The following is a 24,628-nucleotide window of genomic DNA, read 5'->3' on the forward strand; positions in this document are numbered from 1 at the left end:
TGAAGTGTCCATGCGCGTGCGGGAGTTGTTCACGGGGCCGCAACGATCACTCGGCCCCGGGCTCCGGCGCGGTCACGGCCGGATGCCGCTGACGATGTCGGCCGTGGCCGTCAGGCCGTCGTGGATGGTCGGCGCCACGCTCGTGCCCGCGAGGTAGAAGCCGAGCAGACCGCAGACCACGGCGTGCGAGGCCTTCATGCCCCCGCTGCGCAGCAGCACCACCGCGATGATCAGGAGCAGCAGCCCCACCGAGATCGAAAGGAACATCACGGACCTCCTCCGCCACGCCGGCACCGTGGCTTTCGGCGGCAAGTGTGGCGTAGCGGAGGGTTTGTCCGGGTGAGCGGCGTGTCCGCCGGACGAGTGGTGTGCGGGGGCCTGGCCGTGAGGGCCGTTACCCGCGGCGGGCGTCGAGGAACGTCTGGAGGCCCGCGAGGTCGTCGGTGTTGAGGTGGTCGACGCCGGCGTCGAGGAGTTCGGTCCAGACCGCGTCGCGGGCCGGGCCCGGCAGGTCGGGCGTGGCCCAGAAGCGGACGCGCTGCCCGCGCTTGTGGGCGGTGGCGACGATGCCCCGCAGCTTGGCGCGCTCGGCGGGCGGGATCGGGCCGACGCCGTTCCAGGTGAAGTTCAGGGACCAGTTGTCGCTGATGAGCGGCGCGAAGGAGGCGGGCGCCGGGCCGCCGAGGTCGGCGAGGCGGCCGTCGTAGAAGGCGCGGCGCACCGGCTGCGCCTCCATCACCGGGCGGGCCGCGCGGTCGCCGGAGACCACGGCGGTGACCGCGGAGCGGCGGACCTTGCCGTGCGCGTACGTGGTGAACAGGCGCCGGTAGCGCCGCAGATGGCGGTCCAGCTCCCGGTACGTCGACGCGCCCTCGGTCTTGATGTCGATCAGGAGCTGGAACTGGCCGTGCCAGTGGCGGTACACGGAGCCGTGGTGGGCGCGGACGCGGGCGGCGAGGGGCTCCAGGTACAGCGACTCCAGGGTGCGGCTCGGGTCGAGGTCCGCCGGGTCGTGGGCGACGAGGAGCTGGCCGCCGACGAGGAAGATGTCGGCCTCGACGCTGGTGAAGCGGTGGTCGAGGGCGTCCAGGAGGGGCCGGGCGTGCTCGTAGTCGTTGTGCGCGTGGGCCTGCGCGAGGGGGCGCGTGCGGGGGTGGTGGCCGCGCGCGAGCGGGCGGGTGCCCGGTGCGGGGTCGGCCGCGTGGGCGACTCCGGGCGCGGCGACGGCCGTCGCGACGGCCGCGCCGAGGGTGGTCAGGGCTCTGCGACGGGTGACGAGGGCCATGGGGTACCTCCCGAAAGGGCGGAGTGGGGACGGGAATCGGCCGGAGCCTCAGCGAGTGTGGCCTCCGGCCGCAGTGAGTATGGCCTCCGGCTGCCCCGAAGAACCCTTCTGGCCTGGGAGTTGGCGTGATCGACGCCTTCAGTTCACCGCGTGCGCGGCCCCACCCCGCACTCCTCGACCGGCGGCCGGGCGCCGCCTTCGGGTGCGCGCGGCGCGTCGGCGGTGCGCCGAGCCGACGGCGGCCCGCCCCGGCCGCGACGATCCGGCGCCTCAGGGGCCGGGGCGCGACGAGGCCGGACGGCCGCTTTGGGTCTTCCTCCAGCCGCCTGGCATCTGCCATGTGAAATCGCCCCAATGTCTGTAAATGCAAGATGAAGGCAGCTATCTTGTCGCACATGCAGTCCTACACCACCGGCCAGGCCGCGCGTCTGCCCGGCGTCGGCCCCGACACCGCGCACCGCTGGGCGGACGCCGGCCGGGTCGCGGCCCACCGCGACCGGAGCGGGCGCCGCCTCATCGAGGGCCGGGGCCCGGCCGCCTCCTCCCCCGAGGTCGCCCAAGGCGGCATCGGTGAGGAGCTCCGCATGCGGGCCACCGCCCGTGTGCAGTCGACCGGCGTGCACGTCGGCCGCGTCTGACCCTCCGTCCCCAGCGGCACCGCCCGTCCCCGGTCACCGCGTCGTTCCGTTCTCCCGGGCGGCCCCGCGCCGTCCGCAGCAAGAGGAGTTCCCCCGCATGAACACCGCGATCACCAAGCGGCGTGCCGCCGCCGCGCTCGTCACCGCCGCCCTGCTCCTGCCGCTGACGGCGTGCGGCAGCGACGACGACACGAAGGACGAGGGCGGCAAGAAGGACGGCGGCACCCGGCAGCAGGCCGACCTCACCGTCCTCGCCGCCGCCTCCCTCACCGACGTGTTCAAGACCGCGGGCGCCGCCTACGAGGACGCGCACCCGGGCACGAAGATCACCTTCTCCTTCGAGGGCTCCCAGGAGCTGGCCGCCAAGGTCCGCCAGGGCGCTCCGGCCGACGCGCTGGTCACCGCCGACACCAAGACGATGGACGCGCTCGGGTCCGACACCGGCAAGCCGACCGTGATCGCCAAGAACCGCCTGGTCATCGCCACCGGCAAGGGCAACCCGAAGAAGGTCGAGCAGCTCAAGGACCTCGCCGACAAGGATCTGAAGGTGGTCCTCGCCGCGCCCGAGGTCCCGGTCGGCCGCTACAGCGAGCAGATCCTGGACCGGCAGAAGGTCGACGTGAAGCCGGTCTCCCAGGAGCCCAACGTCCGCGCCGTCCTGTCCAAGGTCGAGCTCGGCGAGGCCGACGCCGGTCTCGTCTACAAGACGGACGTCCAGGCCGCGGACGGCAAGGCGGAGGGCGTCGACATCCCCGACGGCCAGAACGCGATCGCCGCGTACCCGGCCGCTACCCTCAAGACGTCCGAGCACTCCGCCGCCGCGGCCGCGTTCGTGAAGTGGCTGAACTCCGCCGAGGCACAGAAGATCCTGCGGGACGCGGGCTTCCAGAAGCCGTAGCCCCCGCGCACCGACCTGGGAATCCCCGATGAGACCACGCCGCGGAGCCGGTGCGCGCCCGCCGCTCACTCTGGCCGTGCCCGCGCTCCTCGCCGTCGCGTTCCTGCTGCTCCCGCTCGTCGGCATCCTCAGCAGGACCGCGTGGGGCGACCTCGGGACGCATCTGACGAGCCCCGGAGTGACCGAGGCGCTCAAGCTCTCGCTGTACGTGTCCTTCTGGGCGCTCGGCCTGTCCCTGGTCCTCGGGGTGCCGCTGGCCTGGCTGCTCGCCCGCGTGGCCTTCCCCGGCAAGGCGCTGGTGCGCTCGCTCGTGCTGCTGCCCATGGTGCTTCCGCCCACCGTCGGCGGGGTCGCGCTGCTGCTCGGCTTCGGGCGGCGCGGCCTGCTCGGGCCGTGGCTGGAGGACACCTTCGGGATCGTCCTGCCGTTCCACACGTCGGGGGCCGTCGTGGCCGCCACCTTCGTGGCCATGCCGTTCCTGATCATCAGCCTCGAAGGCACCCTCGCGGGCATGCGCCTGTCGTACGAAGAGACCGCGGGCTCCCTGGGCGCCTCGCCGGTGCGGGTGTTCTTCACCGTCACGCTGCCGATGGTCGCGCCCGGGCTCGCCGCCGGGGCCGCGCTCACCTGGGCGCGGGCGCTCGGCGAGTTCGGCGCGACCATCACCTTCGCGGGGAACCTGCCGGGCACCACGCAGACCCTGCCGCTCCAGGTGTATCTGCTCCTCCAGGACCAGCCCGAGGCCGCGACCTCCGTGTCGCTGCTGCTGCTCATGATCGCCATGGCCGTCCTCGTCGCGCTGCGCGGGCGCTGGACGGGCGGGACGACCGACCGCGCGGCGCGCCCCCGCGGCCACTCCGCGCCCCCGGCCGACGAGCCCACAAACGGGCCGGAAGCGACCGGGTCCGGCGTGGCCGAGGCGGCGCCGGAGCGCTGGCCCCTGCACGCGGACGTCACCGGCTTCACCGAGCTCACGCTGACGGCCGAGCCCGGCACCACCATCGCCGTCGTCGGGCCGAACGGGGCGGGCAAGACCACACTCCTGCGTGCCCTGCTCGGGCTCACCCCCCGCGCCCACGCCCGGCTGCGCCTCGGCGCGACGGACGTCACCGCGCTGGCGCCGCACCGGCGCGGCGTCGCCTGGGTGCCCCAGGACGGCGCGCTCTTCCCGCACCTGAGCGCCCTGTCCAACACCGCCTACGGCCTGCGCGCCCAAGGGGTGCCGCGCGCCGAGGCCCGCCGCAGGGCGCGGCTCTGGCTCGACCGGCTCGGCGTCGGGCACCTCGCGCACCGCAGGCCCGCGCAGCTCTCCGGCGGCCAGGCCCAGCGCGTCGCCCTCGCCCGGGCCCTGGCGCCGCACCCGCGGCTGCTGCTGCTCGACGAGCCGCTGGCCGCGCTGGACCAGACGACGCGGGCGCACGTCCGCCACACCTTGCGCACGCATCTGGCGGGCTTCGGCGGGGTCTGTCTGCTCGTCACCCACGATCCGGTCGAGGCCGTCTCGCTGGCCGACCGGGTCCTGGTCCTGGAGGACGGGCGGGCCCTCCAGGATGCCTCGCCCGCCGAGGTCACCCGGCGCCCCCGCTCCCCCTGGGTGGCCCGCATGCTGGGGAGCAACGCCCTGGCCGGGACGGGCACCGGGGACGGCACGCTGCTGCTCGCCGACGGCGGGCGCCTGGTGGCCGCCGATCCGCTCGGCGAAGGCGCGCGGGCCCTCGCGGTCATTCCGCCCGAGGCGGTGTCGTTGCACCTGGAGCACCCCGAGGGCAGCCCGCGCAACGTCTGGCACGGCACGGTCCGGGAGATCACCGCGGTCGGCAGCAGGCTGCGGGTCCTGGTCACCGCCGAGAAGGCACCGGACCTCGTCGCCGAGATCACCCCGCAGGCGGCGGCCGAGCTGGGCCTCGCCGACGGCACCCCGGTCTACACGAGCGTGAAGGCGACCGAGGTCACGCTGGTCACGGTCTGAGGCGCGGGATGGGGGCACGGGGTCCGGCTCGTCGGGAGGCTCGTGGGTGAGGTTGCCCGCGTCTCCGTGGTGGCCCGACGCGAACAACCGGCATCCGGATGGGCCCGCCTCGCAGCGTCGGGGAGGGCCCGGTACGGAGTGATCGTTCCTGATGTCAGGCGTTGAGTCGCTCTTGCAGGTGGACGGTCACGGTGTCCCCTTCCTCCTTGCCGATCGCCTTGCGCACCTCCGCCTTCACCGGCAGCTTGTGCGTCCCGTCCCCCAGGGCCATGAACGAACTCCGGAACGGATGGCCGTCGATCGTGCCCCGGACCTTCACCAGGCCGCGGGTGCCGAAGAACGCGGCCGACTCGGGCCACACGACGTAGGTCCAGCCGCCCTTGTCCGGACTCTTCCGCAGGGTTGCGGTGAACTGCTTGTCCATCACGGATACCACCTGTTCAGGAGCCTTCGACGAGGATGAGGTCGTTTCCGTCCGGGTCACGCACAGCGAACATGGGCGGCGCCGCGGGCCCCGTCCGCAGGACCTCCGCATCCGCATCGACGCCGCGTGCGCGCAGGTCCGCGTGATCGGCGTCGGCGTCCCGGGTCGTCAGACGGATCCCGGCCGGGATCCCTTCGGGAACGAGCGCGACAGTCGTCGCCGCCCCGGGCGGCGCCACCTCGATCCAGCGCCCGTCGCCGAAGGGGACGTCCCGGCGCACTTCGAAGCCGAGCTCATCGACGTAGAACTCGATTGCCTTCTGCTGGTCGGTGACGCGCATCCCGACCGTGGCCACCTGTGTGATGTGAGTGGTCCTGCTCATCCCATGCCTCCGCTTCCTTGGTATGCACAAGGTGAGACGGAGGCAAGCGGGGAAACTCATCGTCGGCCACGAGAGGAGACTGAACAGGGCTCGTCGGCAGCCCGAACGTCGCCTGATGCGGCACTAGGGCGCCGACCCGCCGGTCAGCTCGTCCCAGTGCACCGTCCGGTCGCACCACCGCTCCAGGAGCACCTTGTCGTGCCCCACGGCCAGCAGCCCGGCCCCGGCGTCGGCCCGGTACTCCTCCACGGCGGCGACCAGGGCGGCCGTCGTGGACGCGTCGAGCATCGCCGTCATCTCGTCGCAGATCAGCCAGCGGGGCCGCAGGACCAGGGCGCGGGCCAGACAGGCCCGCTGGAGCTGGCCGTCGCTGACCTCGTGCGGGCGGCGGCCGAGCAGGTCGGCGCCCAGGCCGACGGTGCGGGCGAGATCCGCCACGCGGTCGGCGGCCCCGGCGGCGCGGCCGGTGGCCCGGAGGGGCTCCGCGATCAGCTGGGTGAGGGTCAGGCGCGGATCGGCGGAGAGCCGGGGCTGCTGGAAGACCACGCCGAACGCGGTGCGCTGGGCGCGCGGGGCCCGGTGGCGCCAGCCGCGCGCCGCCTCGCCGTCGATGACGACCCGGCCCGCGTCCGGCCGGTGCAGCAGGGCCGCGACCCGGGCGAGCGTCGACTTGCCGCAGCCGCTGGGGCCGAGCAGGCCCACGGACTCGCCGGGCGCGAGAGTGAGGCTGACGTCCCGTACGACGGGGTCGCGGCGGTCGTATCCGGCGGTCAGGGAGCGCAGTTCAAGCACGGGGGGCCTCCAGCGCGGCGGTGACCGGGTGGTGGCAGGCGACGCCCGCCGTGAGCGCGGGCCGGGTCGCGCAGCTCTCGTCGGCCCGCGCGCAACGGGCCGCGAAGGCGCAGCCCTCCGGGAGCGCGGACAGCTCGGGCGGCATGCCGGGGATCGGGGTGAACTCCCGCTCGGGCAGGGCCTCCAGGAGGCCGCGCGCGTACGGGTGACGCGGTCCGGGCTCGCCGAAGAACGCCTCGGCGTCGGCGATCTCGACGACGCGGCTCGCGTACATGACGGCGACGCGGTCGGCGATGCGCCGGGCGGCGGCCAGGTCGTGGGTGATCAGGAGCAGCGCGCGGTCGTCGCCGACGTGGCGGCGCAGTTCGTCGACGGTGCGGTCGACGAGGTCGCGGTCCAGGCCCGTGGTGGGCTCGTCGGCCAGCAGCAGCGGCGCGTCGCCGATCAGGGCGAGCGCGGTGGCGGCGCGCTGGGCGAGGCCGCCGGAGAGCTGGTGCGGGTAGCGGTCGAGGTGGCCGACGGGGAAGGAGGCGCGCTCGGCCGCCGTCTCCGCGGCCGCGCGCAGCGCGGGGCGGCGCACCCCCGTGAGCTCCCGCAGGGTCTCCTCCAGCTGGGAGCGCACGGTGCGTACGGGCGTGAGGTGCGCGGCGGGGCTCTGCGGGACGAGGCCCACGCGCCGGCCGCGCACGGTGCGGGCCAGGGTGCGCTCGTCGGCGGTGAGCAGGTCGAGGCCGCCGAGCAGCGCGGACCCCGCGGTCTCGGCGTTGCCCGGCAGGAGGCCGAGCAGGGCGGAGGCGAGCACGGACTTGCCGCAGCCGCTCTCTCCGACCAGGGCGAGGCATTCGCCCGGCGCGAGGTCGAAGCGGGCGTCGGTGACGGCGGCCACGTGACCGCCGCCGCGCATGCGGAAGCGCACGGACAGGCCGCGGACGGACAGGACGGGACCCTGGGCGGGGCCGGACAGGACGGGACCCTGGGCGGGGCCGGGCGCGGTCACAGCATCAGCTCCGATCGGCGGCGCGGGTTGATCCGCTCGCGCCAGGCACCCGCGAGGCCCGCGATCGCCAGGGTGGGCACGATGATGAACAGGCCGGGGAAGAGCGTGGGCCACCAGTCGCCCGCGAGCAGCGAGCTGCGGGCGCCCTGCACGAGCGTGCCGAGGCTCGCCTGGTGCGTGGGCAGGCCGAGGCCGAGGAAGGAGAGCGCGGACTCGTGCCAGATGGCGTGCGGCACCATCAGGACGGCGGCGAGCCCGGCCTGCGGCAGGACCCCGGGCAGCAGGTGGCGCACGGTCACGCGCCACCGCGAGGCGCCGCCGGAGATCGCCGCGTCGACATAGGGGCGCGAGCGCAGCGACAGGACCTCGGCGCGCACGATGCGGGCGGTGGACAGCCAGTGCGTGAGCCCCACGGAGATCACCACGGGCCAGACGCCGGGACGGAACATCGCGACGACGAAAATGCCGAGCAGCAGGTGCGGGACCGAGGCGAAGACGTCGACGACGCGCATCACGATCCGGTCCACCCAGCCGCCGCAGGCGGCGGCGAGCGCGCCCACCGCGGTGCCGACGACGGTGGCCACCACGGCGGCGACGACGCCGACGAGCAGCGACACGCGCAGCCCGTACACACAGCGCACCAGCAGGTCGCGGCCCACGTCGTCGGTGCCGAAGGGGTGGGCGAGGGAGGGCGGCAGGAGCTTGTCCGCGAGGTGCACGGCCTGCTCGTCGAGGTCGACGACCGGCGGCACGATCAGGACGGCGAGCACGACGGCCGCGACGATCGCGGCGGAGCCCCACACCCGCCACGCGCGCGTGGCCGTGGCCGAGGTGCGCGCGGCGCGCGCGGAGGCCGGGCGCCAGGTGGTCTCAGCCATCGAATCCCACCCTGGGGTCGGCGAGCCCGTACAGCAGGTCCGCGAGGAGGTTGCCGAGCAGGACGGCGGCCGTCGCGAGCGCGGTGAGCGCGGCGAGCAGCGGGAAGTCCACGGAGGTGGCGGCGCCCACGGTGGCCGCGGCGATGCCGGGCCAGCTGAAGACGGTCTCCACGAGCAGGGCGCCGGTGATGAGTTCGGGCACGCGGGAGCCGACGAGGGTGAGCACCGGCAGCATGCCCGAGCGGAAGGCGTGCTTCAGCAGGACGGTGCGTTCGGCGAGGCCGCGGGCGCGGGCACCGCGCACGGGGTCGTCGGCGAGCGCGTCGCCGACGCTCTGCCGCACGTACAGGACGAACCACGGCAGCTGGGAGATCGCGAGGACGGCGGCGGGCAGGATCAGATGGCTGGTGACCTGGTCGAACGTCACCGTCGTACGGGCGGTGTCGGTGAGCCCGCCCGCGGGGAGCACGTCCAGCTTGAGGGCGAACAGCCACATCACGAGGAGGCCGAGCCAGAACGGCGGGGCGGCTTCCAGGGTGTAGGCGAGCGAGGTGATGCCCCGGTCGAGCCAGCCGCCGGGGCGGCGCGCGGCGAGGACGCCGAGGGCCGAGCCGAGCAGGATCGCGAGGAGGAAGGCGGTGGCGGCGAGCAGCACCGACCAGCCGATGCGCTCGCCGATGGCGTCGGCGACGGGCTGGCGCAGCGTGCTGGAGTCGCCGAGGTCGCCCGTCAGTGCCGAGGTGAGCCAGTCCCACCAGCGGCTCACCAGCGGCTTGTCGACGCCGAGGTTGGCGCGCAGCTGGTCGAGGTTCTCCTGGGACGCGGTGAGTCCGGCCGTGCCCGCGTACGCCTTGACGGGGTCGAAGGGCGAGGCCTCGGCGACGGCGAAGACGCCGAAGGTCACGACGAGCAGGACCGGGACGGCGAACACGGCTCGCCGGGCGGCGAGCCGTGCCATGGGCCCCCAGGGGACCCGGCGGGTCCGGGTCCCCCGGTCGCGCCGCTTGTCGGGCGCGGAGGTCACTTCTTCGGCTGCCAGTCCTCGACGTTCCACCACGGGCCGGAGGCCAGGCCGTGGTCGTGCGGCTCGACCTGGGTGGTGAGGTCGCCGAAGGACTTGTTCACCACGTACAGGTGGTCGATGTGCGTGAGGAAGGTGTAGCCGGGGTTCTTCACCAGCTCCCGCTGGATGGTGTCGTACGCGGCTGCGCGCTTGTCCCGGTCGCCGCTCTTGCGGGCGTCCTCCAGGGCCTTGTCGACGGTGGCGTTGTCGTAGTGCGCCATGTTGTTGAAGCCGTCACCGGCGAGCGAGGACTTCAGGAGCGTGTACTGGTCGAAGTCCGGGTCGGCCGGGGAGCCGCCGCCCGCGAGGACCGCGTCCTTGGCCATGCGGGGCTCGATGACCTCCCAGGTGCCGGACTGCACCTCGACCTTGATGCCGAGCTTCTTGGCGTCGGAGGCGTAGGCGAGGGCGTGGTCCTGGCGGAGCTTGTCGCCGGTGAGGTACCAGAGCGGGAACGACGCCTGGACGCCGTCCTTCTCGCGGATGCCGCCCTTGCCGGGCTTCCAGCCCGCCGCGTCGAGGATCTTCTTGGCCTTGGCGGCGTCGAACTTCCGCTCGGTGCCCTTGGTGAACCAGGGGCTGTCCGTCGGGACGGGGCCGTAGGCCTCCTTGCCCGCGCCTTCGAGGATGGAGTCGACCATGGCCTTGCGGTCCACGCCGATGTCGAGGGCGCGCCGCACGGCCGTGTCGCCCGCGACCTTGTTGCCGGTCGGCAGGGTCACGACGCGGTAGTCGAAGGTCTTGGCGGCGTACGTCTTCTTGGCGCCGTCGGAGGCGAAGGTCTCGGCGAGGTTCGGCGGCAGGATGGCGCCGTCGAGGTCGCCGGTGCGCAGCCGGGTGGCGCGCACGTCGTCGTCCTTGATGATCGCCATCGTGAAGTTCTTGATCTTCGGCGCGCCGCCCCAGTAGCCGGGGTTGGCCTTGAAGACGAGCTTCTCGCCCTTGGACCACTTCACCAGCTCGTAGGGGCCGGTACCGACGGGCTCGGTGGAGAAGTCGCCCTTGTTGACGTCCTGCTTGCCCGCGATGTGCTCGGGGGCGATGGGCAGGACCGTGCGCTCGGCGAACGGCGCGTAGGGGTACTTGAGGTGGAAGACGACGGCGTCGTCGCCCTTGGCCTCGACGCTCTTGAGGGCGTCGAGCTCGGTCTTGGAGGCGTTGTTCGTCTTCTTGTCGAGGATCGTCTCGTACGTGAAGACGACGTCCTTGGCCGAGAAGGGCTTGCCGTCGCTGAACTTGACGCCTTCGCGCAGCGTGAAGGTGTAGGTCTTGCCGTCGTCGCTGACCTTCGGGAGCTTCGCGGCGAGCGCGGGCCGCAGCTTCATGTCGGCGTCGTGCGTGAGCAGACCGTCGAAGATCTTGGAGTTGCCGTCCTTGCCGTAGCCGAGGAGCGGGCTGAGCGTCTCGGGCTCGTACGCGATGCCGACGACGGCGGAGTCCTTGGCGCCGCCCGAGCCCTTGCCGTCGTCCGGCGACGAACAGGCCGAGGCGGCGACCGCCAGTGCGGCGGTCGCCGCGACCGCGCCCGTGGTCCGTATGGATCGGGCCCTCATGCTCCACACCCCTACCGAAGATCAATCCTTATTGCGAACAGCTCGCAATTATGCCTCAAGTAATGGGTGTGTAAGGCACGGGTCCCCTACGGCTTTCGGACTACGCGCAGGTCAGGGCGGTGGCAGGGCGACAAGTCCGGCCAGGGCCTCCTTGTGCCGTCCCGCCGTGCCGAGGGCCAGGGAGTCGGCCTTGGCGCGCTTGAGGGCGAGGTGGACGGGGTGTTCCCAGGTCATGCCGATGCCGCCGTGCAGCTGTAGTGCCTCCTCGGCGGCGCGCACGGCGACGGGGGACGCGAAGGCCTGCGCGAGGGCCGTCGCGAGGTCCGGCTCGTCGCTGCCGGTGGCCAGGGCGTCGGCGGCGTTGCGGGCGGCGGCGCGCAGGTTCACCACGTCGAGCCAGACCTGGGCGAGGCGGTGCTTGAGGGCCTGGAAGGAGCCGACGGGGCGGTTGAACTGATGGCGCTCCTTCGCGTGCCGCACGGTCTGCGCCAGGCACCACTCGGCGAGGCCGAGCTGCTCCGAGGCGAGCAGCCCCGCCCCGGCGCGCAGACCGAGGGCCACCGGCGGCGCCGCGTCGGGGGCGAGCGGGCGCGCCGGGGCCGCGTCGAAGGTGACCGTGGCGAGCGGGCGGGTGCGGTCCAGCGAGGTCAGCGGGGTGACGGTGACGCCGCCCCGGTCGGTGTCGACGGCGCACAGGCCGCCGTCGGACGGAACGAGCAGCACGTCGGCGGCGCCCGCGTCCGCGACGCCGGTCACCTCGCCGCGCACGACGCCGTCCGCGTACCGCACGAGCGGGTACGCGTCCCCGGGGGCGGTGGCGAACGGCACGGCGAGCGCGCCCACCGTACGGCCCGAAGCGAGCGCGGCGAGCAGGTCGGCGGCCGCCCCGCCGCAGACGAGCAGCGCCTCGGTGGCGATGACGGCGCTCGTCAGATACGGCACCGGGGCCACCGCGCGGCCGAGCTCCTCCAGGACCACGGCGGCCTCACGGTGCGTGGCGCCCTGGCCGCCCCGGTCCTCGGGCACCAGGAGTCCGGCCAGGCCCATGCCCTCGGTGAGGGCCTTCCACAGCTCGCGGTCGTACGGGGCGTCCGCATCGGTGCGGGCGAGGACGGTGGCCGGGTCGCAGCGGTCGGTGAGGAGGGCGCGCACGGCGGCGCGGACCGCCTCCTCTTCCTCCGTGTGGAGCAGATGGCTCGGCGGGGTCATCGGGTCAGGTCCTTCCAGGCGACGTCCTTGTCGGTGCGCGGTTCCGGCGGCAGGCCGAGGACGCGCTCGGCGACGATGTTCAGCAGGACCTCGCTCGTGCCGCCCTCGATGCTGTTGCCCTTGGCGCGCAGATAGCGGTAGCCCGCCCCGCGCCCGAAGAAGTCGACCCCCTCGGGCCGCCGCATCGTCCAGTCGTCGTACAGCAGCCCTTCCTGGCCGAGGAGTTCGACCTCCAGGCCGCTGATGGCCTGGTTGAGGCGGGCGAAGCCGAGCTTGGCGGCGGAGCCCTCGGGGCCCGGCTGGCCCGCCGCGAGCTGCTGGCGCAGGCGTTCGCCGGTGAGCCGGGCGACCTCGGCCTCCACCCAGAGGGTGAGCAGGCGCTGGTGCAGGTCGTGGGTGCGCAGCTCGGGGCGCTCGCGCCAGGTCCGGGCGAGGGGCTCGATCATGCCGCCCTCGCGCGGCAGGCGCGTGCCGCCGATGGACACGCGCTCGTTCATGAGCGTGGTCTGCGCGACCCGCCAGCCGTCGCCGACCGCGCCGAGCCGGTGGCCGTCGGGGATGCGGACGTCGGTGAGGAAGACCTCGTTGAACTCGGCCTCGCCGGTGATCTGCCGCAGCGGCCGCACCTCGACGCCCGGGTCGGTCATGTCGCACACGAAGTACGTGATGCCGCGGTGCTTGGGCACGTCCGGGTCGGTGCGGGCGATGAGGATGGCCCAGCGGGCGAGGTGCGCGCTGGAGGTCCACACCTTCTGCCCGTTCACCACCCAGGTGTCGCCCTCGCGCACCGCGCGGGTGCCGAGCGCCGCGAGGTCGGAGCCCGCGCCGGGCTCGCTGAACAGCTGGCACCACACCTCGTCGCCGACCCACAGGGGCCTGAGGAAGCGGCGCTTCTGCTCCTCGGTGCCGAAGCCGAGGATCGTCGGCGCCGCCATGCCGAGGCCGATGCCGATGCGGCGCGGGTCGTTGTCGGGGGCGCCCGCGGCCTCCAGCTCGGCGTCCACGACGCTCTGCAGCGGGCGGGGCGCGCCGAGGCCGCCGAGGCCCTCGGGGTAGTGCACCCAGGCGAGCCCGGCGTCGAAGCGGGCCTTCAGGAACGCGGCGCGCTCCGTCGTGCCCGGCGGGTGGGCGGCGAGGAACTCCCGCGTGCGGTGCCGCAGTTCGACGGCGCCGGGCACGTCCGTCGCGGCGGTCACGCGGCCGCTCCGTCCGCGAGCCCGGGCAGCACGACGACGCGCCCGGTGGTGGCCCCGTCGGCGACGCGCTGCACGGCCGCCGCCGCGCCGGCCAGCGGCACCCGCTCGCTCACCAGCGGTTTGACCGCGCCCTTGGCGGCGAGCGCGGTCAGCTGTTCGTGGCAGTCGAGGACGGCCCGCGGGTCCTTCGTGGCGTAAAGACCCCAGTGCAGGCCGACGATCGAGTAGTTCTTCACCAGGGCGTGGTTCAGGGCGGGCGCCGGGATGGTGCCGCTGGCGAAGCCGACGACCAGGAGGCGGCCCTCGAAGGCCAGGCACTTGGCGGACTGGGTGTACGCGGCGCCGCCCACGGGGTCGTAGGCCACGTCGGCGCCGCGCCCGCCGGTGGCGTCCTTCACGGCCGCGACGACGTCGTCCGCGTGCCGGTCCACGACCACGTCGCAGCCGAGTTCACGGGCGACCCGGGCCTTCTCGGCGCCGCCGACGACACCGATGACGCGCGCGCCCGCCGCCTTGCCGAGCTGCACGGCCGCGCTGCCGACGCCGCCCGCGGCCGCGTGCACCAGGAGCGTCTCGCCCGCCTGGAGCCGGGCCCGCCGGTGCAGCCCGAACCAGCCCGTCTGGTAGCCGATGTGCAGGGCCGCGGCCTCGGCGTCGTCGAGGGCGTCCGGGGCGGGCAGCAGCGCCGCGGCGTCCGCGACGGCGTACTGGGCGAAGCCGCCGTGCGGCAGCGCGGGGTTGGCGATGACGCGCCGCCCGTCCGGCGTCGTGCCGCAGACCTCCACGCCGGGCGTGAACGGCAGCGGCGGGGTGATCTGGTACTCGCCGCGGCAGAGCAGCGCGTCCGGGAAGTTGACGTTCGCGGCGCGGACCTCGATCAGCACCTGACCGTCGCCGGGCACCGGCGTGGCCGTCTCTTCGAGCCGCATCACCTCGCCCGGCTCGCCGTTGCGGGGTACGTGCCATGCGTGCATGCGAGGCCTCCACGGGGCGTCGGTGGACCGTGCTCCCGCGCATACTAAGCGGTCGCTTGCCCCAAGGGAACAGGGTCAGCCCGCCGCCGCGGACCGCTTCTTGGGCTGGGCCCGCACGTGCATGCGCTCGCCCTGCGGCCCGAACAGGCTCAGGAACTCGGCGGGTCCCTCACCGGTGGAGCCGAACCAGTGCGGCACCCGGGTGTCGAACTCGGCGGCCTCCCCCGCGGTCAGCACCACGTCGTGCTCGCCGAGGACCAGGCGCAGCCGCCCGGACAGGACGTACAGCCACTCGTAGCCCTCGTGCGTCCGCGGCTCGGGCTCGGCCGCGCGCTGGGGCTCGATGACCTTGTACGCCTGGAGTCCGCCGGGCTGGCGGGTCAGCGGCACCATCGTGCGGCCGTGGCGGACGATCGGCTTGGCGCGCACCCGGGGGTCGCCGACGGGCGGGGCGCCGACCAGCTCGTCCAGGGGCACCTGGTGGGCGCGGGCGATGGGCAGGAGCAGTTCCAGGCTCGGCTTGCGCCCGCCCGACTCGAGGCGGGAGAGGGTGCTGACGGAGATGCCGGTGGCGGCGGAGAGCCCGGCGAGCGTGGCGCCGCGCTCCTTGCGGATCTTGCGGAGGCGGGGGCCGACGGCGGTGAGGACCGGGTCGGTCGCGCCGTCGTCCCCCTCGGGGGTGTGACTCTCTTCGCGTGCCATGCGCCCATTGCAGAATCGGCAACGCGTGCTGTCAAACCCGCATCATCCCCGCGTCATCGGCCCCCGCCCGAAGGCGTCAGCGGCCGAAGACCTGGAACGCCACCGCGGGGATCCCGCCGAAGCGCGGCGCGAGCTGTTCGGCGATGCCGCCGAGGAACGACCGGCAGTACTTCTCCGGGTCCTCGTCGGTAAGGGCCTCCAGATAGGCGCGGTGTTCGAGCAGGGAGCGGACGGAGCGCTCCAGGCCCGGCCGCGCGTCGACCGCGTGCGTGGGCCGGTCCGTCCCGGCCACGGCGACCCAGCGCACCCCGTTCCACGGCTCCAGGCCCTGCTCGGTCAGCTCCGGGAAGATCCAGCGGTTGCCCGCGTCGGCCACCGCGTCCAGGGTGGCGCGGCCGACGGCGACGTGGTCCGGGGTGTTCCAGGCGACGCCGCCCCACGTGTCCTGGTAGTTGAGCGTGACGACCAGCTCGGGCCGGTGCCTGCGGATCGCGGCGGCGATGTCGCGGCGCAGCGCCGTGCCGTACTCGATCACGCCGTCCTTGTGGTCGAGGAACTCGACGGTGTCCACGCCGACGACGGCCGCGCTCGCGCGCTGCTCCCGCTCGCGCACCGGGCCGGCCTCCGCGGGCGCCAGGGTGTCGATGCCCGCCTCGCCGCGGGTCGCGAGGAGGTACGCCACCTCGCGGCCCGCGTCGGTCCAGGAGGCCACGGCGCCCGCGCAGCCGTACTCCAGGTCGTCCGGGTGGGCGACGACGGCGAGGGCCCGCTGCCAGTCCTCGGGCAGGGGGGCCAGTTGTTCGGGCGCTGTCGTGCTGGTGTTCTGCGGCTCGGTCATGCGCGCAGCCTAAGCGCTGTGCCGTGCCGTCGTTCGCCCGCGGGTACGCGGACTTCGTCGTGCCCGCTCAGTCGGTGTCAGATCTCGCCCCGCACCAGGTCGAGGAGCCGGCCGAGGACCCGGTCGCCGCTCGCGCGCAGGCCGTCGTGCTCGTACTCGTCGGTGACCCAGGTGCGCAGGCCCCCGATCGTGCGGGCGGTGCGCAGCGCGTCGGCGGTGTCGACGTACAGGTCGTCGTGGTAGACGGCCGCGGCGACCGGCACCTCGTTCGCGGCCAGGCGCTCGGCGTCGTACAGCGGGGCCCAGTCGGCGCGTTCGGCGAGCAGGTCCGCGGTCTCGCGCAGCGGGCGCAGCGCCGGGTCGCAGTCGAACATCCAGCGCTGCACGGCCTCCCCGGTGAACAGGACCGGTTCGCCGCCCGCGAGGCTCTTGCCCGCGTCGAACGCGGGGAACTCGCCGCGCACCCGCTCGGCCGACCACGCGGTGGGCCGCCCGCCTTGGGCGTAACAGGCCTCGTGCAGCAGGGCGTACAGCGGGTGTCCCGCGTACGACAGGAGCGCCTGGGCCTTCTCCTGGAAGGCGTCCGACAGCGCGTGCCCGCCGGGGGTGCGCACGAAGGCGTCCTCCAGGAGGTAGTGCAGGCGGTGGCTGCCGTCGCCGGTGCCGAGGAGGATGCCAAGCGCCTGGAAGGCCTCGACGGTGAAGCGGTAGCCGCCGTTCAGGACCGGCTCGTGCTCGGCGGCGTACTCGGCGACGCGCCGGGCCCGCTCGACGTCCTGCGGGTAACGCGCGTAGTGGGCGAGGGACTTGCGCTCCATCCGCGGATACGCGGCGCGGTACACGTCGTCCGCGTGTCCGTCGAGCGTCGGGAGCCCTCCGGTGATCAGCGCGGCCGCCAGGCCCTCGGGGGCGGCGCAGAGGTAGTGCGTGGCGCAGAAGCCGCCGAAGCTCTGGCCGAGGACCGTCCAGGGGGCGCCGCCGGTGACCTCGTGCCGGATCGCCTCGCAGTCGCGCACGATCGCGTCGGCGCGGAAGTGGCCCAGGTAGTCGGCCTGTTCGCGGGGGCCGCCGCGCAGCGGCAGGGTCTGGCGGTTGGCGGGCGTCGACGCGGCGGTGCCGCGCTGGTCGAGCAGCAGCACGCGGTGGTCGCGCAGGGCGCGGCCGAGCCAGGCCTGCTTGCCGACGAAGCGGTCGGACCCGAAGCCGGGGCCGCCCTGGAGGTACACCAGCCAGGGCAGCTCCGCGCCCTGCCGCGCCGCCGCCACGCACTCCCGCGCGAACAGCTCTATCCGCTCCCCCGCCGGGTCCGCGTGGTCGAGCGGGACGCTGAACCGGCGGTCGGTGAGCACGACTCCGGGCTGACGGTAGGTGGGGCTCAAGGCATCTCCTCAGCAGTGCGCGGAAGCGGAACCGTCCTAGTGGAGCACACCGCCCACCGGGGCTCGTGCGCCGCCGTCCGCGCCAGTACGCTCGGGCCATCCGATGATCGACGAGGAGGAACGCACCATGCGTGTCGCACTCTTCCTGACGTGTGTCAACGACACGCTCTATCCGCGCACCGGCCGCGCCACCGTGAAACTCCTGACCAGGCTGGGCGTCGAGGTGGACTTCCCGGAGGCCCAGACCTGCTGCGGACAGGCGCACTACAACACCGGCTACCGCCACCAGGCGGAGCCGCTCGCCCGGCACTTCTCCGATGTCTTCGCGGGGTACGAGGCGATCGTGACGCCGTCCGGCTCGTGCGGGGCGATGGTGCGCGAGCTGTATCCGCGCCTCGGCGAGCGGGCCAGGACCGAGGGCCGCGGCGGACAGCTCGCGGCGGCCGTGGCGCCGGTGGTGCCCCGGACGTTCGAGCTCACCGAGTTCCTGGTGGACGTCCTGGGCGTCACGGACGTCGGCGCGTACTACCCGCACACGGTGACGTACCACCCGACGTGTCACGGCCTGCGCTCGCTCGGGCTCGGCGGCCGGCCGACGAGGCTGCTCGGCGCGGTGCGGGGGCTGGACCTCGTGGAGCTGCCGGGCGCCGAGGAGTGCTGCGGCTTCGGCGGCACCTTCGCCGTGAAGAACCCCGACGTGTCGGCCGCGATGGGCGCCGACAAGGTGCGCAACGCGGAGTCGACCGGCGCCGGGGTGCTGTGCGCGGCGGACAACTCCTGTCTGATGCACATCGGCGGCACGATGTCCCGGCTGCGGACCGGCATGCGGCCCGTCCACATCGCCGAGATCCTGGCGAGCACGGAAGAGGAGCCCCTGGCATGAGCGGCACCTTCGTGGGCATGCCCGCGTTCCCCGAGGCGGCGCGCGCCGCCGTCGGCGACGCCACGCTGCGCGCCAATCTGCGGCACGCCACCCGCACCATCCGCGACAAGCGGGCCCGCGCCGTCGCCGAACTCGACGACTGGGCGCACCTGCGCGAGGCGGGCAAACGCATCAAGGACCACACGCTGCGCCACCTCGACCACTATCTGCTGCGCCTGGAGGAGGCGGTGACGGCGGCGGGCGGCACCGTGCACTGGGCCGCCGACGCGGCCGAGGCCAACCGCATCGTGACCCGGCTCGTCGTGGCGACCGGTGAGCGCGAGGTCGTCAAGGTCAAGTCGATGGCCACCCAGGAGATCGGCCTCAACGAAGCCCTGGAGGCGGCGGGCGTCCGTGCCTACGAGACCGACCTGGCCGAGCTGATCGTGCAGCTCGGCCGGGACCGCCCCTCGCACATCCTGGTGCCCGCCATCCACCGCAACCGCGGCGAGATCCGCGACATCTTCCGCGCGGAGATGGGGCGTTGGGGCCGCCCCGCCCCGGACGGGCTCAGCGACGCGCCCGCCGAGCTCGCCGAGGCGGCGCGGCTGCACCTGCGGGAGAAGTTCCTGCGCGCCAAGGTCGCCGTCTCCGGCGCCAACTTCATGGTCGCCGAGACCGGCACGCTGGTCGTCGTCGAGTCCGAGGGCAACGGCCGCATGTGCCTGACGCTCCCGGAGACCCTGATCTCCGTCGTCGGCATCGAGAAGGTCGTGCCGACGTGGCGGGACCTGGAGGTGTTCCTGCAGACCCTGCCGCGCTCCTCGACGGCCGAGCGCATGAACCCGTACACGTCGACGTGGACGGGCACCACGGACTCCGACGGCCCCCGGGCCTTCCACCTGGTCCTGCTCGACAACGGCCGCACCGACGCCCTCGCCGACGAGGTCGGCCGCCAGGCGCTGCGCTGCATCCGCTGTTCGGCCTGCCTCAACGTGTGCCCGGTGTACGAGCGTGCGGGCGGGCACGCCTACGGCTCGGTGTACCCGGGGCCGATCGGCGCGATCCTCAGCCCGCAGCTGCGGGGCACGGCGAGCGAGGTCGACGCGTCGCTGCCGTACGCGTCGTCGCTGTGCGGCGCCTGCTACGAGGTGTGCCCGGTGGCCATCGACATCCCCGAGGTCCTGGTGCACCTGCGGGAGCGGGTCGTCGAGGGCGGCGAGGTGACCCGCCGCGGGGTGCGGGTGCGGCTGCGGCCCGCCAAGGGGCACGCGGCGGAGCGGGCGGCGATGCGGGCCGCGCGGTGGGTCTTCCGCCACCCCGGCGCCCTGCGCGCGGGCCAGCGCCTGGCCTCGCGCACCCGGGCCGCGCACCCCCGGACGCTGCCGGGGCCCGGCCGGGCGTGGAGCGCCACGCGGGACCTGCCGCCGGTGCCCGCCGAGCCGTTCCGCGACTGGTGGCGGCGTACGCACGGCGAAGGGAGCGGGACGTGAGCGGCAGGGACGTGGTCCTCGGCCGGATCAGGCGCGCCCTCGGCCCGGCGCCGGACGACGCCCACGACCCGCACGCCGTCTACGACGCGGCCGTGCCGCGTGACTATCCGCGCGAGCACGGGACGCGCACCGGGGCCGCCACCGTCGACCTGCTCGCCGAGAACCTCGCCGACTACCGGGCGGTCGTGCACCGCGTCGACGCGGACGGCCTCCCGGAGCTCCTCGCGCGGCTGCTCGCCGCGCGGGGCGCGCGGACGGTGCTCGTCCCGCCCGGCCTGCCGCCGGGGTGGCTGACGGCCGCCGGCCCCGTCCGCGTCCACGACCGGGCGGCGCACACGCCGCAGGAGCTTGACCGCGTCGACAGCGTCGTGACGGGCTGCGCGGTCGCCGTCGCCGAGACCGGCACGATCGTCCTCGACGGCTCCCCCGACCAGGGCCGCCGCCGGATCACGCTGGTCCCCGACCACCACGTCTGCGTCGTCCGCGTTCCCGAACAGGTCGTCGCGTCGGTGCCGCTCGCCCTCGAACGGCTCGATCCGCGCCGCCCGCTCACCTGGATCTCCGGCCCCTCCGCGACCAGCGACATCGAGCTGGACCGGGTCGAGGGCGTGCACGGGCCGCGCACCCTTGAGGTGGTGCTGGTGAGCGGGGCGTGACCGGCGCGGCTAGCGTGAGGGGATGATCCGGTTCGAGCAGGTGACCAAGCGCTACCCGGACGGCACGACGGCCGTGGACGACCTCTCCTTCGAGGTCGCCGAGGGCGAGCTGGTCACGCTCGTCGGCCCGTCCGGCTGCGGCAAGACGACCACGATGATGATGGTGAACCGGCTGATCGAGCCGACGTCGGGACGCATCTTCGTGGACGGCGCGGACATCGCGGGCGTCGACCCCGTGCGGCTGCGCCGCCGCATCGGCTACGTCATCCAGCAGGTCGGCCTCTTCCCGCACCGCACGGTCCTCGACAACACGGCGACCGTGCCCGCGCTCGTCGGCTGGAAACGGGCCAGGGCGCGGGCCCGCGCCGCCGAACTCCTCGACCTGGTGGGCCTCGACCCGAAGACGTACGGGTCGCGCTACCCGGAGCAGCTCTCGGGCGGGCAGCGCCAGCGCGTCGGCGTGGCCCGCGCGCTGGCCGCCGATCCGCCGGTGCTCCTGATGGACGAGCCGTTCGGCGCCGTGGACCCGGTGGTGCGCGAACGCCTGCAGAACGAGTTCCTGAGCCTCCAGCGCACCGTGCGCAAGACCGTCCTGATGGTCACGCACGACATCGAGGAGGCGGTGCGGCTCGGCGACCGGGTCGCCGTGTACGGGCAGGGCCGCATCGAGCAGTTCGACACGCCGGGCGCGGTGCTCGGCACGCCCGCCACCCCGTACGTCGCCGAGTTCGTGGGCGCCGACCGGGGCCTCAAGCGGCTCTCGGTGACCGTGATCGAGGCGGACGACCTGGAGCAGCCGCCGGTCGCCCGCCTGGAGGAGCCGGCGGCGCAGGCCGCGGCCCGGCTGCGGGCCGACGGCGCGCGCTGGGCGATGGTCCTGAACGCCTCAGGCGATCTGCACGGCTGGGTCGGCGTCGACGAGGTCGCGCTCGCCGGGGACGGCGCCGCGGTCGGCGACCTGGCCCACCGCATGAACGCCTGGCTGCCCGTGGGGGCCTCCCTGAAGCAGGCCTTCGGGGTGATGCTCCAGCACGACGCCGGGTGGGTCGCCGTGGTGGACGGCGCCCGCTTCGTGGGGGTCCTCACCCCGGCGAAGCTGCACGAGGCGCTGCGGCGGTCGGTGGACGCCGATGCCCAGGGGGTGGGCAGGGACGAGGTGGAGTTCGACTCGGTCGCCGACGCGTGACGCTGCGCTGTGCGGTGCTCGGGCGGGGCCGGTGTGGGTGCGGCCGCATTTCGGCTGCGGGCCGTGTGTGGTTGCTCGCGCAGTTCCCCGCGCCCCTTTGGGGGCGGTCCCCCGTCAGGGCGGTCTTCAGGCGCGGCGGGCCAGTATGTATGCCCTGTGTGTCTGTGCTTCGTCGGGGACCGGGGCGCGTTCCATGCGCATGTCGATGGTGAAGCCCGCCTGCTCCAGGAGCGCGGTCACGTCGTCGGTCGCAAGGAAGCGGAAGTCCAGGTTCACGTCGTGGCCCCACCACTCGTCCAGGTGGCGGACCTCCGTGCCGATGTGGAAGGACACCAGCAGGAGGCCGGAGGGGCGCAGCACCCGGTGAGCCTCCACGAAGGCGGGCAGGAGTTCGTCCGGGGTCAGGTGGATGACCGTGTAGAGGGCGGCGGCCGAGCCGAACTCGCCGTTCCCGGCGGGCAGCGACAGCAGGTCGCCCTCGCGGAACTCCACGCCGGGGTGGCGCCGGCGGGCCTCGGCGACCATCCCCGGGGACAGGTCGATGCCGACGGCACGGGCGCCGAGGCCGACGAGGTGGGATGCCACGTGGCCGGGGCCGCAGCCGAGGTCGGCGATCGGGGCGCCGGGCTCCGTCCGCTCCACGAGACAGGCCAGGAGCGCCCGGTCGAGCGGCTTGGCGTCGAGTTCGTCGTCCAGCCTGGTCGCGTACTCCTCGGCGACCGTGTCGTAGCTGCGCCGGACTGCTGCGTGGTCCCCGTGATCAGACATGCGGGCCAGCATGGCAGGTGCGGTGTCGCGGCCCTACAGCAGGCCCTTGTCCTTGAGGTACTTCTTCGCGACGTCCTCGGGCAGTCTGCGCCAGCTGTCGACCTGGCGGTTCATGTCGGCCAGGTCGTCCGTGGTCAGGACGGTGTTGAGGCGGCCCAGGGCGCGGGCGACGCCCTCGCTGCCCGCGCGGGAGCGGTTGACGACGGGGACGACGTAGTCGGCGTTCTGGAGGTGCTTGTCGTCGGCGAGCAGGACGAGGCCGAACTCGTCGAGGGTGGCGTCGGTGGACGTGGTGAGCACCATCTGGTCCTGGCCGCTCTGCACCGCCTTCTTGGCCTGGGTGGTGCCGACGCCCTTGGGGTCGACGGCGGTGACGTCGATGCCGTACACCTTCTTCAGGCCGGGTTCGCAGTACGGGCGCCGGACGCACTCGTCGCCCGCGGCGAGGCGCACCTTGAGACCCGATGCCCCCAGATCGGTGAGGGTCTTGAGGCGGTGCTCGCGGGCGTAGGCGGCCGCGACCGCGAAGGCGTTCTGGTCGACGGCCCTGCCGGGGTCGAGGACGGTCAGGCCGCGCGGGGCCGCGAGGGCGCGCAGGGCCTTCATGGTGGTGTCGAGGTCGGGTGAGCCGACGGGCTCGGCGTCCGCGCCGTTGACCTTGGCGTTCAGCCAGTCCGCGAAGGTCGCCGCGTACTCGGGCACGACGTCGATCTGGCCGGACTCCAGGGCGGGTTCGTACAGCTCGCGGTTGGCGACGGACAGGAACTCGGTGCCGTATCCGGCCTTCTTCAGGAGCTGCGCGTACATGTGCGCGAGCAGATCGCTCTCGGTGAAGCCCGCGGAGCCGACGACCAGGTGCTTGCTGTCGCCCGGCGGCAGGCCGGCCTCGCCCCGGTCCTCCAGGGCCGGGCCCGAGTCGCAGCCGGAGGCGAGGACGGCGGCCGCGAGGAGCACGCCGCCCAGCAGGCGGGTGCGCCATGAGGTCGCGGCGGGCCGCCCGCGGCGGGGGCCTCGGGCGGAGCGGACGCGCCGTGTCATGGGACTCTCCTTCCGCGCGCCGGGCGGGACCGGCCGGGCGCGAGCCGCTCCGCCGCCTCGAAGCACGCCTCGACGGCCAGGGCGAAGACGGCCACGAGGACCGCGCCCGCCACGACCTGCGGAGTGCTGGCGAGGTTGAAGCCCGCGGTGATGATCCGGCCGAGCCCGCCGCCGCCCGCGAGCGCCGCGATGGTGGCCGTGGCGACGAGCTGCACGGCGGCGATGCGCACCCCGCTCATGATCAGCGGGAGCGCGAGCGGTGCCTCGACCCGCCACAGCATCTGCCACCCCGTCATGCCCATGCCGCGCGCGGCCTGGACGACGCCCCGGTCGACCTCGCGCATCCCGACGTACGCGTTGGTGAGCAGCGGCGGCACGGCGAACAGCACGAGCGCGACCACGGTGGGCCCCTCGCCCCACTTGCCGACCGGGGTGAGCAGCAGCAGGACGAGGACCGCGAAGGTCGGCACGGCCCGGCCGACGTTGGAGATGTTGACGGCGAGCGCCCCGCCCCTGCCGAGGTGGCCGAGCACGAGCGCGACGGGCAGCGCGATGAGACAGCTGATCAGCAGGCACACCACCGTCAGGACCAGGTGCTGGACGAGGCGGTGCCAGATGCCGCCGTCGCCCGTCCAGTGCGCGGAGGTGCTGAGCCAGTCCCAGGCGTCGCCGAGGGTCTTCACGCGCGCCCCGCCCTCGTCCAGGGGGTGAGCAGGCGCTGGACGCCGAGCAGCGCCACGTCGGCGGCGACGGCGATGACCACGCACAGGACCGAGGCGGTGAGGACCTGCGCCTTGAAGTAGGTGTTCATGCCCGCGTAGATCAGGTTGCCGAGGCCCCCGAAGCCGACGATGGCGCCGACGGTGACGAGCGAGACGGCGGAGACGGTGGCGATGCGCAGGCCCGCCATGGCGGCGGGCAGCGCGAGCGGCAGCTCCACGGTCAGCAGCAGCCGGATCGGTCCGTAGCCCATGCCGCGGGCGGCCTGCCGGGTGTCCTCGGGCACGGCGCGGAGCCCGGCGAGGATGTTCCGGACAAGGAGCGTCAGCGAGTACAGGACGAGCCCGGCCACGACGAGCGAGGCGGACAGGCCGTACACGGGCAGCAGCAGCGAGAACATCGCGAGCGACGGGATCGTGTACAGCACGGTGGTGACAGCGAGGACGGGTCCGGCGGCGAGGCCCCAGCGGCGGGCGAGCACGGCCAGGGGCAGCGCGACGGCGAGCCCGATGAGGACGGAGACGGCGGTCAGCTCCAGGTGCTGGAGGACGGCGTCGAGGAGGATCCGGCGGCGGGTGCTCAGATACTCGCCGCAGATCCACTCGTTGCGGGCCAGGCAGTCGTCCGGGGGCGTCACCCGTCCATTCCACCGGCGGCGGCGCGCCGCGGCGCGTCTTGCTGGACCGTACGGGGGCCGCCCCCTGTCGGCAGGGCGGCCGTGGGCCCTA

At 74.1% G+C, this 24,628-nt stretch carries 25 protein-coding genes and 1 pseudogene; 7 read left to right on the forward strand and 19 right to left on the reverse strand.

The features are described from left to right. Window positions 1-72 precede the first annotated feature (72 nt). On the reverse strand, window positions 73-267 hold the full coding sequence (locus tag AC5WAM_RS05790) for a hypothetical protein (RefSeq protein ID WP_366789419.1): 195 nt from the start codon (window positions 265-267) through the stop codon (window positions 73-75). A gap of 127 nt (window positions 268-394) precedes the next feature. Beyond that, complete coding sequence (locus AC5WAM_RS05795; RefSeq protein WP_495521829.1) at window positions 395-1,285, reverse strand: phosphatidylinositol-specific phospholipase C/glycerophosphodiester phosphodiesterase family protein; 891 nt, start codon at window positions 1,283-1,285, stop codon at window positions 395-397. A gap of 395 nt (window positions 1,286-1,680) precedes the next feature. On the opposite strand from AC5WAM_RS05795, the pseudogene AC5WAM_RS05800 reads away from it, so the two are divergent. The 3 genes and pseudogenes from AC5WAM_RS05800 to AC5WAM_RS05810 form a co-directional block, all read left to right on the forward strand. Beyond that, a pseudogene (locus AC5WAM_RS05800) lies at window positions 1,681-1,905 on the forward strand (MerR family DNA-binding transcriptional regulator); the annotation flags it as partial. 115 nt (window positions 1,906-2,020) lie between these two features. Further along, a complete protein-coding gene (modA, locus tag AC5WAM_RS05805) occupies window positions 2,021-2,821 on the forward strand; it encodes a molybdate ABC transporter substrate-binding protein (RefSeq protein WP_495521830.1) in 801 nt (266 codons plus the stop codon). Between the two features lie 28 nt (window positions 2,822-2,849). Further along, a complete protein-coding gene (locus tag AC5WAM_RS05810) occupies window positions 2,850-4,790 on the forward strand; it encodes an ABC transporter permease (protein ID WP_495521831.1) in 1,941 nt (646 codons plus the stop codon). A 154-nt stretch (window positions 4,791-4,944) separates the two neighbouring features. Here AC5WAM_RS05810 and AC5WAM_RS05815 read toward each other — a convergent pair whose 3' ends face one another. From AC5WAM_RS05815 to AC5WAM_RS05875, 13 genes are all read right to left on the reverse strand, one after another. Then, window positions 4,945-5,214, reverse strand: coding sequence for a DUF1905 domain-containing protein (locus tag AC5WAM_RS05815; RefSeq protein WP_366789572.1), 270 nt, complete (start codon window positions 5,212-5,214; stop codon window positions 4,945-4,947). A gap of 16 nt (window positions 5,215-5,230) precedes the next feature. Continuing rightward, window positions 5,231-5,596, reverse strand: a complete 366-nt coding sequence (locus AC5WAM_RS05820; RefSeq protein WP_495521832.1) for a VOC family protein — start codon at window positions 5,594-5,596, stop codon at window positions 5,231-5,233. 123 nt (window positions 5,597-5,719) lie between these two features. Continuing rightward, entirely contained in the window at window positions 5,720-6,388 is a 669-nt protein-coding gene (locus AC5WAM_RS05825; RefSeq protein ID WP_495521833.1) for an ABC transporter ATP-binding protein, read from the reverse strand. Then, a complete protein-coding gene (locus AC5WAM_RS05830) occupies window positions 6,381-7,292 on the reverse strand; it encodes an ABC transporter ATP-binding protein (RefSeq protein WP_495523509.1) in 912 nt (303 codons plus the stop codon). The genes AC5WAM_RS05825 and AC5WAM_RS05830 overlap by 8 nt, the downstream gene beginning before the upstream one ends. Window positions 7,293-7,381: 89 nt before the next feature. Then, window positions 7,382-8,263, reverse strand: a complete 882-nt coding sequence (locus AC5WAM_RS05835; protein ID WP_366789412.1) for an ABC transporter permease — start codon at window positions 8,261-8,263, stop codon at window positions 7,382-7,384. Then, window positions 8,256-9,221: an ABC transporter permease gene (locus AC5WAM_RS05840; RefSeq protein ID WP_366789411.1), complete on the reverse strand. Its 966-nt coding sequence runs from the start codon at window positions 9,219-9,221 to the stop codon at window positions 8,256-8,258. Before AC5WAM_RS05840 ends, AC5WAM_RS05835 begins: the two co-directional genes overlap by 8 nt. A 62-nt stretch (window positions 9,222-9,283) precedes the next feature. Next, complete coding sequence (locus tag AC5WAM_RS05845; RefSeq protein WP_495521834.1) at window positions 9,284-10,879, reverse strand: ABC transporter substrate-binding protein; 1,596 nt, start codon at window positions 10,877-10,879, stop codon at window positions 9,284-9,286. Between the two features lie 111 nt (window positions 10,880-10,990). Further along, entirely contained in the window at window positions 10,991-12,088 is a 1,098-nt protein-coding gene (locus AC5WAM_RS05850) for an acyl-CoA dehydrogenase family protein (RefSeq protein ID WP_495521835.1), read from the reverse strand. Further along, window positions 12,085-13,266, reverse strand: coding sequence for an acyl-CoA dehydrogenase family protein (locus AC5WAM_RS05855; protein WP_495523510.1), 1,182 nt, complete (start codon window positions 13,264-13,266; stop codon window positions 12,085-12,087). Before AC5WAM_RS05855 ends, AC5WAM_RS05850 begins: the two co-directional genes overlap by 4 nt. A 14-nt stretch (window positions 13,267-13,280) precedes the next feature. Beyond that, window positions 13,281-14,258: an NADPH:quinone oxidoreductase family protein gene (locus tag AC5WAM_RS05860; protein WP_495521836.1), complete on the reverse strand. Its 978-nt coding sequence runs from the start codon at window positions 14,256-14,258 to the stop codon at window positions 13,281-13,283. A gap of 75 nt (window positions 14,259-14,333) precedes the next feature. Then, entirely contained in the window at window positions 14,334-14,960 is a 627-nt protein-coding gene (locus AC5WAM_RS05865; protein WP_495521837.1) for a helix-turn-helix domain-containing protein, read from the reverse strand. A gap of 76 nt (window positions 14,961-15,036) precedes the next feature. Beyond that, complete coding sequence (locus AC5WAM_RS05870) at window positions 15,037-15,798, reverse strand: PIG-L deacetylase family protein (RefSeq protein ID WP_495521838.1); 762 nt, start codon at window positions 15,796-15,798, stop codon at window positions 15,037-15,039. Between the two features lie 77 nt (window positions 15,799-15,875). Continuing rightward, the gene (locus tag AC5WAM_RS05875) at window positions 15,876-17,177 is read right to left on the reverse strand and encodes an alpha/beta fold hydrolase (RefSeq protein ID WP_366789405.1); all 1,302 of its coding nucleotides are present in this window, start codon (window positions 17,175-17,177) and stop codon (window positions 15,876-15,878) included. A gap of 127 nt (window positions 17,178-17,304) precedes the next feature. Between AC5WAM_RS05875 and AC5WAM_RS05880 the strand changes: the two genes are divergently transcribed. From AC5WAM_RS05880 to AC5WAM_RS05895, 4 genes are read left to right on the forward strand one after another with little or no spacing between them, the layout of a single operon-like run. Beyond that, window positions 17,305-18,060, forward strand: a complete 756-nt coding sequence (locus tag AC5WAM_RS05880; protein WP_495521839.1) for a (Fe-S)-binding protein — start codon at window positions 17,305-17,307, stop codon at window positions 18,058-18,060. Then, complete coding sequence (locus tag AC5WAM_RS05885) at window positions 18,057-19,532, forward strand: lactate utilization protein B (protein WP_366789403.1); 1,476 nt, start codon at window positions 18,057-18,059, stop codon at window positions 19,530-19,532. The genes AC5WAM_RS05880 and AC5WAM_RS05885 overlap by 4 nt, the downstream gene beginning before the upstream one ends. Then, the gene (locus tag AC5WAM_RS05890; RefSeq protein ID WP_495521840.1) at window positions 19,529-20,188 is read left to right on the forward strand and encodes a LutC/YkgG family protein; all 660 of its coding nucleotides are present in this window, start codon (window positions 19,529-19,531) and stop codon (window positions 20,186-20,188) included. Before AC5WAM_RS05885 ends, AC5WAM_RS05890 begins: the two co-directional genes overlap by 4 nt. A gap of 22 nt (window positions 20,189-20,210) precedes the next feature. After that, window positions 20,211-21,374, forward strand: coding sequence for an ABC transporter ATP-binding protein (locus AC5WAM_RS05895; protein ID WP_495521841.1), 1,164 nt, complete (start codon window positions 20,211-20,213; stop codon window positions 21,372-21,374). Window positions 21,375-21,500: 126 nt separating this feature from the next. On the opposite strand, the gene AC5WAM_RS05900 is transcribed toward AC5WAM_RS05895, so the two are convergent. Genes AC5WAM_RS05900 through AC5WAM_RS05915 form a run of 4 tightly spaced genes read right to left on the reverse strand, consistent with a single transcriptional unit; the run spans window position 21,501 to window position 24,537 of the window. Further along, on the reverse strand, window positions 21,501-22,142 hold the full coding sequence (locus tag AC5WAM_RS05900; protein ID WP_366789400.1) for a class I SAM-dependent DNA methyltransferase: 642 nt from the start codon (window positions 22,140-22,142) through the stop codon (window positions 21,501-21,503). Between the two features lie 33 nt (window positions 22,143-22,175). Next, window positions 22,176-23,180, reverse strand: a complete 1,005-nt coding sequence (locus AC5WAM_RS05905; RefSeq protein WP_495521842.1) for an ABC transporter substrate-binding protein — start codon at window positions 23,178-23,180, stop codon at window positions 22,176-22,178. Then, window positions 23,177-23,863, reverse strand: coding sequence for an ABC transporter permease (locus AC5WAM_RS05910; protein WP_366789399.1), 687 nt, complete (start codon window positions 23,861-23,863; stop codon window positions 23,177-23,179). Before AC5WAM_RS05910 ends, AC5WAM_RS05905 begins: the two co-directional genes overlap by 4 nt. Further along, window positions 23,860-24,537: an ABC transporter permease gene (locus AC5WAM_RS05915; RefSeq protein ID WP_495521843.1), complete on the reverse strand. Its 678-nt coding sequence runs from the start codon at window positions 24,535-24,537 to the stop codon at window positions 23,860-23,862. The genes AC5WAM_RS05910 and AC5WAM_RS05915 overlap by 4 nt, the downstream gene beginning before the upstream one ends. Window positions 24,538-24,628 lie beyond the last annotated feature (91 nt).

It is taken from the genome of Streptomyces sp. JLYT201 (assembly GCF_059448825.1).

Bases quoted from the DNA above. Each gene is read 5' to 3' on its own strand.
- AC5WAM_RS05790 (WP_366789419.1), bottom strand. From the start codon at position 267: ATGTTCCTTTCGATCTCGGTGGGGCTGCTGCTCCTGATCATCGCGGTG.
- AC5WAM_RS05795 (WP_495521829.1), bottom strand. From the start codon at position 1,285: ATGGCCCTCGTCACCCGTCGCAGAGCCCTGACCACCCTCGGCGCGGCC.
- modA (WP_495521830.1), top strand. From the start codon at position 2,021: ATGAACACCGCGATCACCAAGCGGCGTGCCGCCGCCGCGCTCGTCACC.
- AC5WAM_RS05810 (WP_495521831.1), top strand. From the start codon at position 2,850: ATGAGACCACGCCGCGGAGCCGGTGCGCGCCCGCCGCTCACTCTGGCC.
- AC5WAM_RS05815 (WP_366789572.1), bottom strand. From the start codon at position 5,214: ATGGACAAGCAGTTCACCGCAACCCTGCGGAAGAGTCCGGACAAGGGC.
- AC5WAM_RS05820 (WP_495521832.1), bottom strand. From the start codon at position 5,596: ATGAGCAGGACCACTCACATCACACAGGTGGCCACGGTCGGGATGCGC.
- AC5WAM_RS05830 (WP_495523509.1), bottom strand. From the start codon at position 7,292: ATGCGCGGCGGCGGTCACGTGGCCGCCGTCACCGACGCCCGCTTCGAC.
- AC5WAM_RS05835 (WP_366789412.1), bottom strand. From the start codon at position 8,263: ATGGCTGAGACCACCTGGCGCCCGGCCTCCGCGCGCGCCGCGCGCACC.
- AC5WAM_RS05840 (WP_366789411.1), bottom strand. From the start codon at position 9,221: ATGGCACGGCTCGCCGCCCGGCGAGCCGTGTTCGCCGTCCCGGTCCTG.
- AC5WAM_RS05845 (WP_495521834.1), bottom strand. From the start codon at position 10,879: ATGAGGGCCCGATCCATACGGACCACGGGCGCGGTCGCGGCGACCGCC.
- AC5WAM_RS05850 (WP_495521835.1), bottom strand. From the start codon at position 12,088: ATGACCCCGCCGAGCCATCTGCTCCACACGGAGGAAGAGGAGGCGGTC.
- AC5WAM_RS05860 (WP_495521836.1), bottom strand. From the start codon at position 14,258: ATGCACGCATGGCACGTACCCCGCAACGGCGAGCCGGGCGAGGTGATG.
- AC5WAM_RS05865 (WP_495521837.1), bottom strand. From the start codon at position 14,960: ATGGCACGCGAAGAGAGTCACACCCCCGAGGGGGACGACGGCGCGACC.
- AC5WAM_RS05870 (WP_495521838.1), bottom strand. From the start codon at position 15,798: ATGACCGAGCCGCAGAACACCAGCACGACAGCGCCCGAACAACTGGCC.
- AC5WAM_RS05880 (WP_495521839.1), top strand. From the start codon at position 17,305: ATGCGTGTCGCACTCTTCCTGACGTGTGTCAACGACACGCTCTATCCG.
- AC5WAM_RS05885 (WP_366789403.1), top strand. From the start codon at position 18,057: ATGAGCGGCACCTTCGTGGGCATGCCCGCGTTCCCCGAGGCGGCGCGC.
- AC5WAM_RS05895 (WP_495521841.1), top strand. From the start codon at position 20,211: ATGATCCGGTTCGAGCAGGTGACCAAGCGCTACCCGGACGGCACGACG.
- AC5WAM_RS05900 (WP_366789400.1), bottom strand. From the start codon at position 22,142: ATGTCTGATCACGGGGACCACGCAGCAGTCCGGCGCAGCTACGACACG.
- AC5WAM_RS05905 (WP_495521842.1), bottom strand. From the start codon at position 23,180: ATGACACGGCGCGTCCGCTCCGCCCGAGGCCCCCGCCGCGGGCGGCCC.